Below are 13,095 nucleotides of genomic sequence, written 5' to 3'. Positions count from 1 at the left end.
GAAAGGGATCATATCATTGACGAGGATGGCGTGAGTTTTACCGCAGTTCAGACAGATAATTCTGACAATCTTGATTTTCACATTACGGACAAGGAAATCAACAGAGCGAAGGTAGGTGGCATGAAAGGCCCAGTCATGATGAGAACAGGAATTACAGACAATAGAATCAAAATCAATAGAAGCAATGATTTTATCATAAATTATTTGATTTAACTTGAAATTGGAAGGGAAATTGGTTATTATCATAGTGTTCTAGAAGAACGGATAGAAATCAAACTTTGGACGGAGAGATTTCTATCTTTTCTTTTACCTTTCTGATGAAGATATTATACACAAAATACAGCAAACCCCACAAACTATATAGATAAAAACTGGAGTGCCACAAGTTTTTGTGGAGAACTCCAGTTTCCCGAGTTATTCTAGATACTCAAGAACGGATAATCGGTTATTACCGGCTATCCGTTTTTGTGTTGTATATGGCGGTTTGATACCATACTGCAGGAAAGCACATGGCGAACGCTCCATCTTTTCCGAAAGGCTTTTCCTTCATTTTTCTACGGTACATCACGGTATGGGAGGCGGTATGCTTTATATGACCTTATTCCTTCAGACGTACTACATACGTATGATATTTTCGATACAGCGTATCCGATAAAACGACATCCAGGTGAATGCCGTCTTCCTCATCCTTACGGCTGATGACATGTGCGTGCTTCATCAGCAGGGAATAGATGCCGGTCTGCTGGTAGGGGATGTGCATTTCCACATGCTTTTCGTCCGGATACAGGTGTCTGTGAATCAAGTCCAGTAATTCATGTAGTCCGGCTGTTTCTTTGGCACTCATATACATATCATGTGCATGTACCATCGGATACTGATATTCGCTTTGATCACACTTATTATATACGGTAATCATCGGAATGTCGGCAGCCTTGATCTGTTGCAGTGTTTCCTGTGTGATCTCCATCTGTCTCGCGTATTCCTCACTGGATACATCTACGACCTGAATCAGAAGGGATGCATACTGCACCTCCTCCAGTGTGGAATGGAAGGCCTCAACTAAATCATGGGGAAGGTCGGAAACAAAGCCGACAGTGTCGGATAACAGAAAGGATTTTCCATCCGGCAGATCGATGTGACGGATGCTGGTGTCCAGTGTGGCAAACAGCATATCCTTCTCCAGCACCCTCTTCTCCTCCTCATTGGGACTGCTGTGCTCCAGCAGCATATTCATGATGGTACTTTTTCCGGCGTTTGTATAGCCGACCAGCGATACGAGCGGCAGCATGGATTTCTGTCTTGCCCGTCGCTGGTTAAACCGCTGTGCTTCAATTTTTTTCAGCTCTCTTTGCAGCTCCTGAATCCGTGCATTGATTCTTCTTCGATCCAGCTCCAGCTGCTTTTCTCCGGCACCCTTGTTTTTTCCGCTGCCGCTTTGTCTTCCCAGCTGGGTATTGGCACCGATCAGTCGCGGGAGAAGCTTTTTCAGCTGTGCGCATTCAATTTGCAGCCTTGCGGTACGTGTGACTGCCCGGCTTTCAAAAATAGCAAGAATCAGCTCCGTACGGTCCATGACCGGTGTCTGTAGGATTTCCTCCAGATTGCGGATTTGCAAAGGACTCAGGTCGTGATTGAACACAACGCGTTCGATTTCCTGCTCCTGCAGGTAGGTTCGGATTTCCTCACATTTGCCGATACCAATATAGGTTTTCAGCGTGATACTTTTCAGATTCTGTGTAAAGGTTTCTTTTATTTCCATATCGGCTGCCTGTACCAGCTCGATAAATTCCTCGTTTTTTTCTGCCTGTTCTGTGGTATCTGCCAGAACGATGATAACCTGCTGCATAACATCACTCCTCTAATATCTTATTGTAGCATGTTTTCCTGCAGTTTATGAAAAGAAATCGGATTTGTGCAGTATTCTTGTAAAGCGGGATGGATTTGTGTCAGTAGCGGGCTGTATGCCCATGCAGAAAAGAGGATGAGAGTACGATAGCGCTGTGTATTTCATACATCTGGGTATGGTCAGAAACCGGAATATGGCTGAAAAAAACGGATGCATGACATCCGCTCTTTCATTTTGCTTATTTGTGCTTTCGTAGGCTGGGAAAGAAAAGAAGAATGCTAGCGTGGCTGTGCAGCTGTTTTTGCTGTTGCTTCGATTTCCTTAAGCCAGTAATTCAAAATCTCCTGCAGTCTGCGTCCGCGTCGCACCATCTCATAATAATCCAGATTATGACGTATTACAGGCTGCGGCGTCAACAGCAAATCCTCATTTATCCCATCCTGAAACTGCAAACGGAGATAGATGTTTAAGGGCTCATAGCCGTTCCCGCTGAACAGTGTCCCATTGATCACCGTGTTAAGATTGTTGTGACTGAGAGGTCTGAGCAGCAGCTCTGTTTTATTCAACGCAGATAGGGGATACGTATGAGCGTTGGATGTGATGTGCAGAATGTCGTGCTCCTTTGTGAAAAAATCAGATCGTTTCATAAAAAGCTCCTCCTTCCTATCTTTTCTATGAATAGTATATCACATATTTTATAAGATGTATATGAAATATAAGAATAATAAGAAGTGTGTGAAGGAATAAGAAATCCGGGATGTGATACCCGGATGCATATTGCTATGGAAAGAGAAAGCTATACTACTCCTGTTTTGGATCCCATAATAATTTTGAGCGATTTTTTCATGCAACCTCACGTTGATGGAAAACCCAAAATGCTTCAGGAGCGGGAGGCTTTTCATAGAGCAAGGGTTATTCCACAGGCTTGACGTGTATTCTTCCCCGATATTCTGTTTCTGCGAAATAGAGATTTTCTGCAATCCTTGCCTCCGGATTCAGCTTGACATCCTTCAGCATCAGCTCCTTGAACTTTTCATAGCCTGCCATATCGATTAGATGACCGCCATGCAGATAGCGCGGCTGTCCCTTTAATACCTCAGCAGAGAAATCCTGCCAGTTGCGCAGGATTGCCAGAACGGCATCCTCACTCAGAAAATCCGCAAAGGTTTTTCCCATACGCGGGTACTGCTTTCCGGTACGACCGCCAATCAGAATTCGATAGAACGGCTTCGGGCTTCGCTGCATGGCGTTGGTCGGACATACCAGCGTACATTCTCCGCAGCCGACACAGCAGCAGGTGTCCTTTTCAATCTTGCCGTTTTTCAGACTGAGCACTCTGGTCGCATGAGATTCACAGGCCTTGACGCAGGAGCCGCAGCCGATACACAGATCACTGTGATACGTCGGCTTTGTCAGACCGATGATTCCGAAATCATTGAAGTGTCCCTTGGCGCAGTCATTCGGACAGCCTGCAACCGCAGCCTTGATATGATAATGGCTCGGAAATACCTCCTTTTCGATCTTTTTTGCCATATCCTGTGTGTTGATATTCGCCTTGATACAGTGAATACCGCCAATACAGGCCATGACATTGCGGGCACCGATGGTCGGGAAGCCGGCATCCGTTTCCATTTCCACACCGCACTGGTCGATTTCGACATCCTTCAGATAGTCCTTCAGCTCCTGATTAACCGCCTCGATCTTATCATATTTAATACCTGGAATGGCGAAGCACTGCCGGGAACCAAAATGGAAGGTGCCATCTCCATATGCTTCTGCCAGATGCTCTACAAAGCTTAGATACTTCGCCTGTATCAGACCGCCGGGAACACGCATCTGCAGCATGTATTCACCCTTGACCTTGGACTGACGGAAGCAGTTGGTACGAAGGGCGTTGATATTCATATCCTGTGACATATCGTTTACCTCCTAATCCACAAGCCCTTTGGCTTTGGTATACGGAAAGACAGGTCCTTCCAGACAAACATAGGTTTCATTGATTTTACAGTGCCCGCATTTTCCCAGGGCACAGGACATCTTACGCTCAAAGGAAACATAAATATGGTCTTCACCTACGCCGTTTTTCATACATTCCTCGGCTGTGAATTTCATCATGATCGGAGGACCGACAATGATAACGGCATATTCCTCCTCGAAATCCTGAAACGGAATATCCTTTACGTAATTCATCGCAAAGCCCTCCTGAAAGCCTTCGCGTTCTCCGTGATCCAGTGTCAGCGTTGTATGGAAATGCGCAGCCTGCCGCCATTGACGCAGGTCGTTTTCAAATAGAACGTGCTGGGCATCCCGAAAGCCTGCAATAGCATAAACATCCCTGCAGTCCTGCGGATTGTGCAGATAATGATTCAGGGTACTGCGCACCGGAGACACTCCGGTACCTCCGGCGATGACGACGATGTGCTTTCCCTTGAAGTCCTCTAATGGAAAGCCGTTGCCATAGGGACCGCGGATATAGATATCATCCCCTGCGTGAAGGTCAAACAGAACATTGGTCAGATTGCCTACTCTGCGAATTGTAAATTCCACCGTGGAATCGGTAAAGCTGGATACGGAAATCGGTGCTTCTCCGATTTTGGGCAGAGAGAGCTGAAAAAATTGTCCATGCCGTATCTGCGGATCTTTGAATTCAACGATAAAGGTGGATTCCAGATCGGTTTCCTCTATGATATTCAGGATGCGGTGCTTCTGCGGCAGCCATGGATTGTTCATATCATTTTTCCTCCTTCATGTGCTCTATCTCGTCATGAAGACGATTGATGATGTTTGTAAAGGATATATAGGACGGACAGATATCATCGCAGCGGCCGCAGCCAACACACATCTGATAATCCGTAGCGAAGCGTTTCTTGAAATCATATACCTTGTGCATGGTTTTAAACCGCATGCGGTCCTTATAATCATCACGGAAGGCATGCCCGCCGTTTACCGTTGTGAAATCATCGTTCATACAGCCCGTCCATGTCCGACGGCGCTCACCGCTCTTTCCGTTTTCCGTATAGGGCGTATCCACCGTGTTGAAGCAGGAACAGGTGATACAAACAGAATTGCAGGCACCACAGCCGATACAGCGGCTCTGATAGTCCTTCCACATATCCAGTGATCGTATGGTATCCACCAGATCCTCACTGATATCCGGTACCTGAACGACCGTTTTGTTTTCTTTGACGAATTGCGGCTGGAATTCTGCATGTTCAAATGCAGAAAACAGATGTGCGAACTGTTCACTGCGGCACTCCACCAATACGCGTCCTTCCTCCTTTAGCGGACGCATGGCAAGGGCATAGTCGTCTGTGACATTTGTTCCCATGGAACAGCAGGCACAGGATTCCCAGCCGTTTTCCGGACATTCCATTAGGATGAAATGCACCTTGTTCCGCATCCGTTTATAATAGGGATCCGGCTGCGGTCCGTTTTCCAGAAAAATCTTATCCAGCCGTCTGATCCCGTGGATATCGCAGCTTCGTGCAAATATCAGCAGGTCCTTTTCATCCGCCTGACTTTCAAGAAAATAATGCTCTGTGAAATGAAAGAGCGTCTGGTTGATCGGATAGAATACCTCCTTCGGGGAATAGTCACTGCGCTGTTCCCATTCGACTTCCTCCATACTGCGGATTTCCTGATAGCGGATGAGATCGGTATTGCAGTAGCGTCCCGCATTCTTCAGGCGCTTCGGAGCATAGATCCGATAGCTTTGCCGAAGTGTGTCAAAAACCTGATTCACTTCCTCGAGTGTTAGTTGAAATGACATATGTCGTCCTCCTCACGTACTTCCTCTATGTTTACAACCACCATATGCATACACAGGGCGTGTCATGCATACCGGCACTAAAGATATTGTAATCCCTTTCCTTTGCAAAGTGAATATGTTCACAAATGTATAAGCAATCCTAATATTCCTATAAATACAGGTAATGCCGGGCAGATCAGCAAGGCGTTGCTGTTTCTTCGCACGTGTTTAGGTATGCGGCCGTTATGAAACGACAGAGCCATTGATACCGGTTTCTAAATTATGGGAAAATATGTGAAAATTCATATTTGAACTTCAAACTATTTACTTTTGAGATGCAACGTAATATAATTCCATTTGAATTTCAAAGCATTTTGAAAATTTGGAATTCCAATCGTCAAAACTACCGAACTATATCGTCCTAGTAATCAATACTAGGGTTATTATTTACTTTTAAATCTAGTATTTAAAACTAAAATAGTTGACATTCTTTACCAGTAGTGTTATTCTGGTAGCAGTCAAAGTGAATTTGAACAGGAGGAACAAGTATGTTTGAAAAAGTAAAAGAAGTATTGATGGAGGCCATCAACGTCGACGAAGATATGATTAAAATGGAAGCAAACCTGAAGGATGACCTGGGCATTGATTCCCTGGCAGCCGTGGAGCTTTCTCTGGAGCTGGAGACAGAATTTGATGTACGCATTGAGGATGAGGAATTAGCAAAGCTGGTTACCGTAGCAGATATCGTAAGCCTGCTGGAAAGCAAAGCGTAAACAAGAGAAAAGCCAAGATACCTTGGCTTTTTTAAAATCCGTAGGAGGTAAGTACATGAATACAGATAAGATCCAAGACATCATCCGCGTTTTCGAGGAAAGCGGACTTCACAAAATGGAGCTGGAAGTGGATGACATGAAAATAAAAATGGAGAAGGGGGCAGCCGCAGACAGCAGGGGCACGTCCATGGAAACGGCTGTGGCAGAGGCAAAGACTTCTGTGGCGGCAGGACCGCAGCCATCCCCGCTTCCTGTACCGGAGGTGAAAAAGGCAGCGGGAACCTGGGTAAAGGCTCCGCTTGTCGGTACCTATTACAATGCCCGCTCCCAAGGGGGAACACCGTTTGTGGAAATCGGCCAGCATGTGAAAAAAGGGGATGTCCTGTGTATCATTGAAGCCATGAAGGTCATGAATGAAATTCCTTCTCCGGTGGATGGCATCGTACAGGAGATTTTGATTACCAATGAAGCGATGGTGGAATTTGATCAGGAGCTGATCCGCATCGGTGAGGCCGCATGATCCGCCGACTTCTCATTGCGAACCGTGGAGAAATCGCGGTTAGAATCATCCGTACCTGTAAGGAAATGAACATCGAAACGGTTGCGGTGTATTCCACAGCCGATAAAGAGGCACTGCATGTTCAGCTTGCGGACTATGCCGTATGCATCGGCGGTCCTAGAGCCAATGACAGTTATCTGAATATGAAGAATATTCTGAGTGCCGCCTGCATGACTGCCTGTGATGCCATTCATCCGGGCTTCGGCTTTCTGAGTGAAAATGCGAAGTTTGCCCGTCTGGTTATGCAGTGCGGTCTGATTTTTGTCGGACCCAATCCGGATGTGATTGAGCAGATGGGGGATAAGAACAATGCCCGTCAGTGCATGATGGAGGCCGCAGTTCCCGTTATTCCCGGAAGCAAGGATCTATTGGAAACCGTAGAGGATGCCGCAGTCATGGCAGAGAGCATCGGCTATCCGGTACTGATCAAGGCCAGCAACGGCGGCGGCGGACGCGGTATGCGTCGTGCGGATTGTGCAGAGGAGCTGGCAGATGCCTTTGATACGGCCAAAGCGGAGGCCCGTGCAAATTTCGGGGATGATGCCGTTTATATGGAGAAATTCATTGTGGAGCCGAAGCATGTCGAGGTGCAGCTGATGGCAGACAAGCACGGGAATGTCGTGCATCTGTATGAGCGTGACTGCTCCGCGCAGCGCCGCAACCAGAAGCTGCTGGAGGAGGCACCCTGCCATATTCTGAAGGAGGATATCCGTGAGCGCCTGCTTCAGGATGCCGTGCGAGCCGCCCAAAGCGTCGGCTATGACAGTGTGGGAACCATCGAATTTCTGCTGGATGCCCGTGGAGAATATTACTTCATGGAAATGAATACACGGATACAGGTCGAGCACACCATTTCCGAGGAAATATGCGGGATTGATCTGATCAAACAGCAGATTCGCATTGCGGACGGTCACAAACTTGCCTATAAGCAGGAGGATATCGTCTGCCGTGGGCATGCCATCGAATGCCGTATCAATGCGGAGAACATCAAATATAATTTTGCGCCGAGTCCAGGGCAGGTGAGCTTTATCAACTTTCCGCAGGGACGCCGTGTGCGCATTGAAAGTGCGGTATACAACGATTACACCATACCGCCATATTATGATTCCATGATTGCCAAGATCATCACCTATGCGGATACCCGTCTGGAATGCATCAAGCGGATGCGCTCCGCACTGGAGGAGCTCTTGATCGAGGGCGTGGAAACCAATATTGAATTCCAGTATCTGCTGCTGCATCATCCGACATTTGTCGGCGGCCGCTACGATACCGGCTTTATGGAATCATTTATAAAGGAGCTGAAAGAGGATGGAACAATTATTTAAGGTACGAAAAAATCGTCTGGACCTGTTTAAGAAACGCCGAACTCTGCCAGTAAGAGAACCGCTGGAGGCTCCGGATAATCTATATAAAAGCTGTCCGCAGTGCAAGCAGAGCATCCTCTTTGAGGATCTTATGCACAATCTGTATGTATGTCCTCATTGTGCACATCATCTGAAGCTGACAGCCCATGAGCGGCTGCGGCAGCTGGTGGATGAAAACAGCTTTGTTGAGCTGGATCGCCGTCTTGTCCTGAAGAAGGAGCAGCAAAGCTTCCCGGGATATGAGGAAAAGCTTTCCCGTCTGCAGAAAAAGACCGGGTTGTATGAAGCGGTTGTGTGCGGTGCAGCGAGCATCGGCGGCTATAAATGTGCGATTGCCGTGATGGACAGCAATTTCTTTATGGGCAGCATGGGGCAGATCGTCGGAGAGAAAATCACCCGCTGTATCGAATATGCGACCAGGAAGAAGCTGCCGCTATTGATTTTTACAACAAGCGGAGGTGCGCGTATGCAGGAGGGAATTCTCTCTCTTGTACAGATGGCGAAAACAAGTGCGGCGCTGGCCAAGCACAGTGAAGCAGGCCTGCTGTATATATCCTATCTGACGCATCCGACAACCGGTGGTGTAAGTGCAAGCTTTGCCATGCTGGGGGATATCATTCTGAGTGAACCGGACTGCCTGATTGGCTTTGCCGGAAAGCGTGTCATAGCCTCCACGGTAAAGGAAGAGCTACCGGCCAACTTTCAGAAGGCGGAGTTTCTGCTGGAAAAAGGGTTTGTGGATGCCATTGTGGAGCGAAAGGACAGCCGGGATACCTTGCTGCGTATCCTGAAGCTGCACGAAAGGAGAGCATCATGAGCATAAAGGAAGCCGAAAACAGCATTGCGGCGCTGGAAGCCCAGCTGGCAAAGCTGGATGCCATGGACCCTAACGCTGATGAGCTGCGGGGGAAGATCGATCATTTGCGTGAGGAAGCAATGAAACAGCTGGATGCATGGGACACGGTCTATCTGGCACGTCATCCCAAGCGTCCAAAGGCTGCGGATTATATCCGGGCCTTGTTTCCGGATTTCATGGAGCTGCATGGCGATCGCTGTTATGGGGATGATGCGGCCTGTCAGGGCGGCATAGCGACCTTTCAGGGAAGAAGTGTCACCGTTCTTGCCCAAAGCAAGGGGAAGACGCTGGAGGAAAACATGAAGCGAAGCTTTGGAATGCTGCATCCGGAGGGCTATCGCAAGGCAATTCGTCTGGCAAAGCAGGCGGAGAAGTTTCACCGTCCGATCATAACGCTGGTTGATACCGCAGGTGCATATCCGGGAAGGGGTGCCGAGGAGCGCGGACAGGCGGAAGCCATCGCGCAGTGTCTGGCAGTATTTTCAGAAATCCGCACCCCGGTACTGGCCATCGTGCTGAGCGAGGGCGGCAGCGGCGGTGCGCTGGCCTTTTCCGTTGCAGATCACATCATGATGCTGGAGCATGCCATTTATTCCATCCTTTCTCCGGAGGGCTTTGCGAGCATCCTGTGGAAGGATGAATCCAGAGCAGCGGAGGCAGCCGGTGTCATGGAGCTTACTGCAGCAGATTTAAAACGCAAGGGCATCATTGATACGATTATCAAAGAACCAAAAGGCGGTGCGCATATTTGCTTTGACTATGTAGTGGAGCATCTGCGTGAACAGCTGGAAAGTGTTCTGGATGAGCTGTGCAGAAAAAAAGAAAAGGTACTGCTGACGCAGCGGTATGAGAAATATAGAGCAATGGGAGCAAATTATGAAGAGCTGTAGAATCAAGGGCTTTGGCTATGCGCTGGCGAAACGCCGTGTTACCAATGAGGAGCTGAGCACCTTTGTCGATACAAATGATGAATGGATTTCCAGCAGAACGGGAATCCGTGCCAGATATATTTCAGAAGAGGAAAATACGAGTGATCTGGGGGCACGCGCGGCCCGTATGGCAATCGAAAAGGCAGGAATCGATCCCAGAGAAATCGATCTGATCATCACAGCGACCTTCACACCGGATCAGACAACCCCTTCAACGGCATGTCTGATTCAGGAAAAGCTTGGACTGAATGATCAGCATATGATGGCGTTTGATTTGAATGCGGCATGCAGCGGCTTTCTGTATGCCTTGCAGAGCGCCCATGCCATGCTTGCGGCGGGACAGGTGAAATGCGCCCTCATCATCGGTGCTGAGGTCATTTCCAAGCAGCTGGACTGGAAGGACCGCTCCACCTGTATCATCTTTGCGGATGGAGCCGGTGCTGCGATTGTCCGGCAGGAGGATACACAGCTGCGCATGCTGCATTTTGCAGGAAGTATGGGAGATGCTGCCGGTGTGATTCACAGTGATGCACCCAAGCCTAGACCCTTGTTCTCTGCGCAGTCCTATCAGCCCTCCGTGGTCTGCATGGAAGGAAACGCAACCTTTCGCTTTGCGGTGAAAGCCATGCAGGAGGCCATTGAGGATGTACTGGCACAGGCTGCGGTAAGCATTGCGGATATCGACTGGATCGTACCGCATCAGGCGAATGTGCGAATCATCAACAACGTATGCAAACGCATGCACATCGACAAAGAGCATGTGTATATCAATATTGAGGAATATGGAAACACCTCGGCCGCAAGCATTCCGCTCGCTCTGGGAGAAATGAGTGAAAAGGGCTTGCTGAAGCCGGGTATGAAGATCGTTCTGAGCGGATTTGGCGCAGGTTTTACCTGGGCCGGCTGCTATATCGAACTGTAAGGAGAGCTGTATGTTAATAAATGAATTGTTAGGAATCAAATATCCGATTTTTCAGGGAGCGATGGCGAATATTGCAACCCCGGAATTTGCGGCAGCCGTATCCAACTGCGGCGCACTTGGTATTATCGCAACAGGCGCCATGGACGAGCACCAGACACGGGAAGCAATCCGTACCTGTAAGCAGCTTACGGACCAGCCGTTCGGTGTCAATGTTATGCTGATGAATCCGCATACGCAGGCGATCATGCAGGTAATCTGCGAGGAGCATGTCGCAGTCGTTACCACCGGGGCGGGAAATCCCGGACCGTATATTCCGGCATTAAAGGAAAGCGGCTGTAAGGTGATTCCGGTTGTGGCAAGCGTGGCGCTGGCACGCCGTCTGGAAAAGTCCGGCGTGGATGCCGTGATTGCCGAGGGTGGAGAATCCGGAGGTCATGTGGGGGAAACGACAACGATGTCGCTGGTACCGCAGGTTGTGGATGCTTTATCCATTCCGGTTCTGGCAGCCGGAGGAATCGCAAGCGGGCGACAGCTGAATGCAGCGCTGTGCCTTGGTGCGCTCGGTGTACAGGTCGGTACCTGTCTGCTGCTGGCCGAGGAATGCCCAATCCATGAAAATTATAAAAAGGCCGTCATGAAGGCGAAGGATATGGATTCTGTAGTCACCGGAAGAAGTACCGGAACCCCGGTTCGTATTCTGAAAAATCAGATGGCATTGCAATATCTGAAGCTGGAACAAAGCGGTGCCGATAAGGAAGAAATGGAAAAGCTGACGCTGGGCGGTCTGCGCAGAGCCGTTCTGGAAGGGGATATGCGTCATGGCTCTGTCATGATGGGGCAGGTTGCCGGTATGTGTAAGGAAATCCGCCCGCTACAGGATATTCTGGATTCCCTGATTCACGAAAGTGAAGAAGAGGTGGAAAAACTGCAGCAGGCAGTAAAGGAACTGTGCTATGAATAAGCGCATTCCCATTGGTTCTCATCACCTGGAAAAGCCAATCATTCAGGGGGGCATGGGAGTCGGTGTATCCCTTGGCAATCTGGCCGGTGCCGTCATGAAGGAAGGCGGCATGGGCGTAATTTCCGCAGCGCATCCCGGGTATCGAAAGGAAGGCTTCTGGAAGGACCCCCTTGCCTGCAACATCGAAGCATTGAAAGAGGAAGCGGCCAAAGCCAGAGCACACAGTGAGGGCAGAGGACTGCTTGGGGTCAACGTGATGGTCGCATCGCATCATTATGAGGAATATGTGAAAGCCGCTATTGCTGCCGGAGTGGATGCTATCCTTTCCGGAGCAGGTATGCCGATGAATCTGCCTGCCGTAGAAGGAAGCGAGCAGGTGGCACTGGCACCAATCGTATCCAGCGGCCGTGCAGCACGTCTGATTCTGAAAAGCTGGGATCGCCATTATCATCGCTGCCCGGACTTCATCGTCGTGGAGGGAAGTCTGGCAGGCGGGCATCTGGGCTTTAAGAAGGAAGAACTGCAGGCAGGTAACGTGAAGGAGCTTTCCGAGCTGGTAAGTGAGGTTCTTCAGGAAACAAAGGCATATGAGGAACTATATCAGAGAAGCATTCCGGTATTTGCAGCAGGTGGAGTATACACGCGTGAGGATATTGAAGCCTTGCTGCAGATCGGTGCGAGCGGGGTTCAGATGGCAACGCGCTTTATCGCAACGACAGAATGTGATGCGGATGTGGCATTCAAGCAGAAAATCATAACTGCAGGAAAAGAGGATATCACACTGGTATCGAGTCCGGCAGGACTTCCGGGACGTGCGGTCATGACTTCGTTTATGCGTCGTGCAAAGGAAGGCAGAATCGCCCCAACGCGCTGCATTGGCTGTATGAAGCCGTGTGTTCCTGCATCCACACCCTATTGTATCAGTGATGCATTGGTGCATTCGGTGGCAGGCGATGTGGAAAACGGTCTGGTATTTGCAGGAGCCAATGCATGGCGTATCACGGAAATCGTGAGTGTGCATGATCTCATGGCAGAGCTGTGGGATGCATGAAAAACGGTGAGGAAACGCATTCACCGTATGGATGACAGGATTATATAGTTATACAAACGTTGTATCTGCGCACAGGGCGCGGGGAA

Annotated in this window: 14 protein-coding genes; 9 read left to right on the top strand and 5 right to left on the bottom strand. The window is 49.0% G+C overall.

The genetic code is table 11. The annotated features are described in order from the left end of the window. The coding region (locus NE665_RS15690; protein ID WP_256302568.1) for a hypothetical protein at nucleotides 1–213 on the top strand (213 nt) is incomplete at its 5' end. A 385-nt stretch (nucleotides 214–598) separates the two neighbouring features. Here the strand turns inward: NE665_RS15690 and hflX are convergent. From hflX to asrA, 5 genes are all read right to left on the bottom strand, one after another. Further along, nucleotides 599–1,846 (bottom strand): GTPase HflX, encoded by a 1,248-nt coding sequence (gene hflX / locus NE665_RS15685; RefSeq protein WP_117442805.1) that lies wholly within the window; start codon nucleotides 1,844–1,846, stop codon nucleotides 599–601. Nucleotides 1,847–2,124: 278 nt separating this feature from the next. After that, nucleotides 2,125–2,493, bottom strand: coding sequence for a hypothetical protein (locus tag NE665_RS15680; RefSeq protein ID WP_117442804.1), 369 nt, complete (start codon nucleotides 2,491–2,493; stop codon nucleotides 2,125–2,127). Nucleotides 2,494–2,758: 265 nt separating this feature from the next. Beyond that, complete coding sequence (gene asrC / locus NE665_RS15675; protein ID WP_117442803.1) at nucleotides 2,759–3,763, bottom strand: sulfite reductase subunit C; 1,005 nt, start codon at nucleotides 3,761–3,763, stop codon at nucleotides 2,759–2,761. 12 nt (nucleotides 3,764–3,775) lie between these two features. Further along, nucleotides 3,776–4,576 (bottom strand): anaerobic sulfite reductase subunit AsrB, encoded by an 801-nt coding sequence (asrB, locus tag NE665_RS15670; protein ID WP_117442802.1) that lies wholly within the window; start codon nucleotides 4,574–4,576, stop codon nucleotides 3,776–3,778. 1 nt (nucleotide 4,577) lies between these two features. Next, nucleotides 4,578–5,615 carry an anaerobic sulfite reductase subunit AsrA gene (asrA, locus tag NE665_RS15665; protein ID WP_117442801.1) on the bottom strand — a complete coding sequence of 346 codons (1,038 nt, stop codon included), beginning with the start codon at nucleotides 5,613–5,615 and terminating at the stop codon, nucleotides 4,578–4,580. Nucleotides 5,616–6,142: 527 nt separating this feature from the next. Between asrA and NE665_RS15660 the strand changes: the two genes are divergently transcribed. Genes NE665_RS15660 through NE665_RS15625 form a run of 8 tightly spaced genes read left to right on the top strand, consistent with a single transcriptional unit; the run spans nucleotide 6,143 to nucleotide 13,009 of the window. Next, nucleotides 6,143–6,367, top strand: a complete 225-nt coding sequence (locus NE665_RS15660; protein ID WP_002609679.1) for an acyl carrier protein — start codon at nucleotides 6,143–6,145, stop codon at nucleotides 6,365–6,367. 55 nt (nucleotides 6,368–6,422) lie between these two features. Then, on the top strand, nucleotides 6,423–6,887 hold the full coding sequence (gene accB / locus NE665_RS15655; protein ID WP_117442800.1) for an acetyl-CoA carboxylase biotin carboxyl carrier protein: 465 nt from the start codon (nucleotides 6,423–6,425) through the stop codon (nucleotides 6,885–6,887). Continuing rightward, a complete protein-coding gene (gene accC / locus NE665_RS15650; RefSeq protein WP_117442799.1) occupies nucleotides 6,884–8,251 on the top strand; it encodes an acetyl-CoA carboxylase biotin carboxylase subunit in 1,368 nt (455 codons plus the stop codon). Before accB ends, accC begins: the two co-directional genes overlap by 4 nt. Then, nucleotides 8,235–9,107 (top strand): acetyl-CoA carboxylase, carboxyltransferase subunit beta, encoded by an 873-nt coding sequence (gene accD, locus NE665_RS15645; protein WP_117442798.1) that lies wholly within the window; start codon nucleotides 8,235–8,237, stop codon nucleotides 9,105–9,107. Before accC ends, accD begins: the two co-directional genes overlap by 17 nt. Further along, nucleotides 9,104–10,036 (top strand): acetyl-CoA carboxylase carboxyltransferase subunit alpha, encoded by a 933-nt coding sequence (locus NE665_RS15640; RefSeq protein WP_117442797.1) that lies wholly within the window; start codon nucleotides 9,104–9,106, stop codon nucleotides 10,034–10,036. The genes accD and NE665_RS15640 overlap by 4 nt, the downstream gene beginning before the upstream one ends. Continuing rightward, nucleotides 10,023–10,997 (top strand): beta-ketoacyl-ACP synthase III, encoded by a 975-nt coding sequence (locus NE665_RS15635; protein ID WP_117442796.1) that lies wholly within the window; start codon nucleotides 10,023–10,025, stop codon nucleotides 10,995–10,997. Before NE665_RS15640 ends, NE665_RS15635 begins: the two co-directional genes overlap by 14 nt. Before the next feature lie 10 nt (nucleotides 10,998–11,007). Continuing rightward, entirely contained in the window at nucleotides 11,008–11,958 is a 951-nt protein-coding gene (locus NE665_RS15630) for a nitronate monooxygenase (protein ID WP_117442795.1), read from the top strand. Next, on the top strand, nucleotides 11,951–13,009 hold the full coding sequence (locus NE665_RS15625) for a nitronate monooxygenase family protein (RefSeq protein WP_117442794.1): 1,059 nt from the start codon (nucleotides 11,951–11,953) through the stop codon (nucleotides 13,007–13,009). Before NE665_RS15630 ends, NE665_RS15625 begins: the two co-directional genes overlap by 8 nt. The last annotated feature ends 86 nt before the right edge of the window (nucleotides 13,010–13,095 follow it).

This window comes from Clostridium sp. DFI.1.208 (assembly GCF_024463855.1).
Taxonomy (GTDB): Bacteria; Bacillota_I; Bacilli_A; order Erysipelotrichales; family Erysipelotrichaceae; genus Clostridium_AQ.
This window is presented reverse-complemented; position numbering and strand designations above follow the sequence as displayed.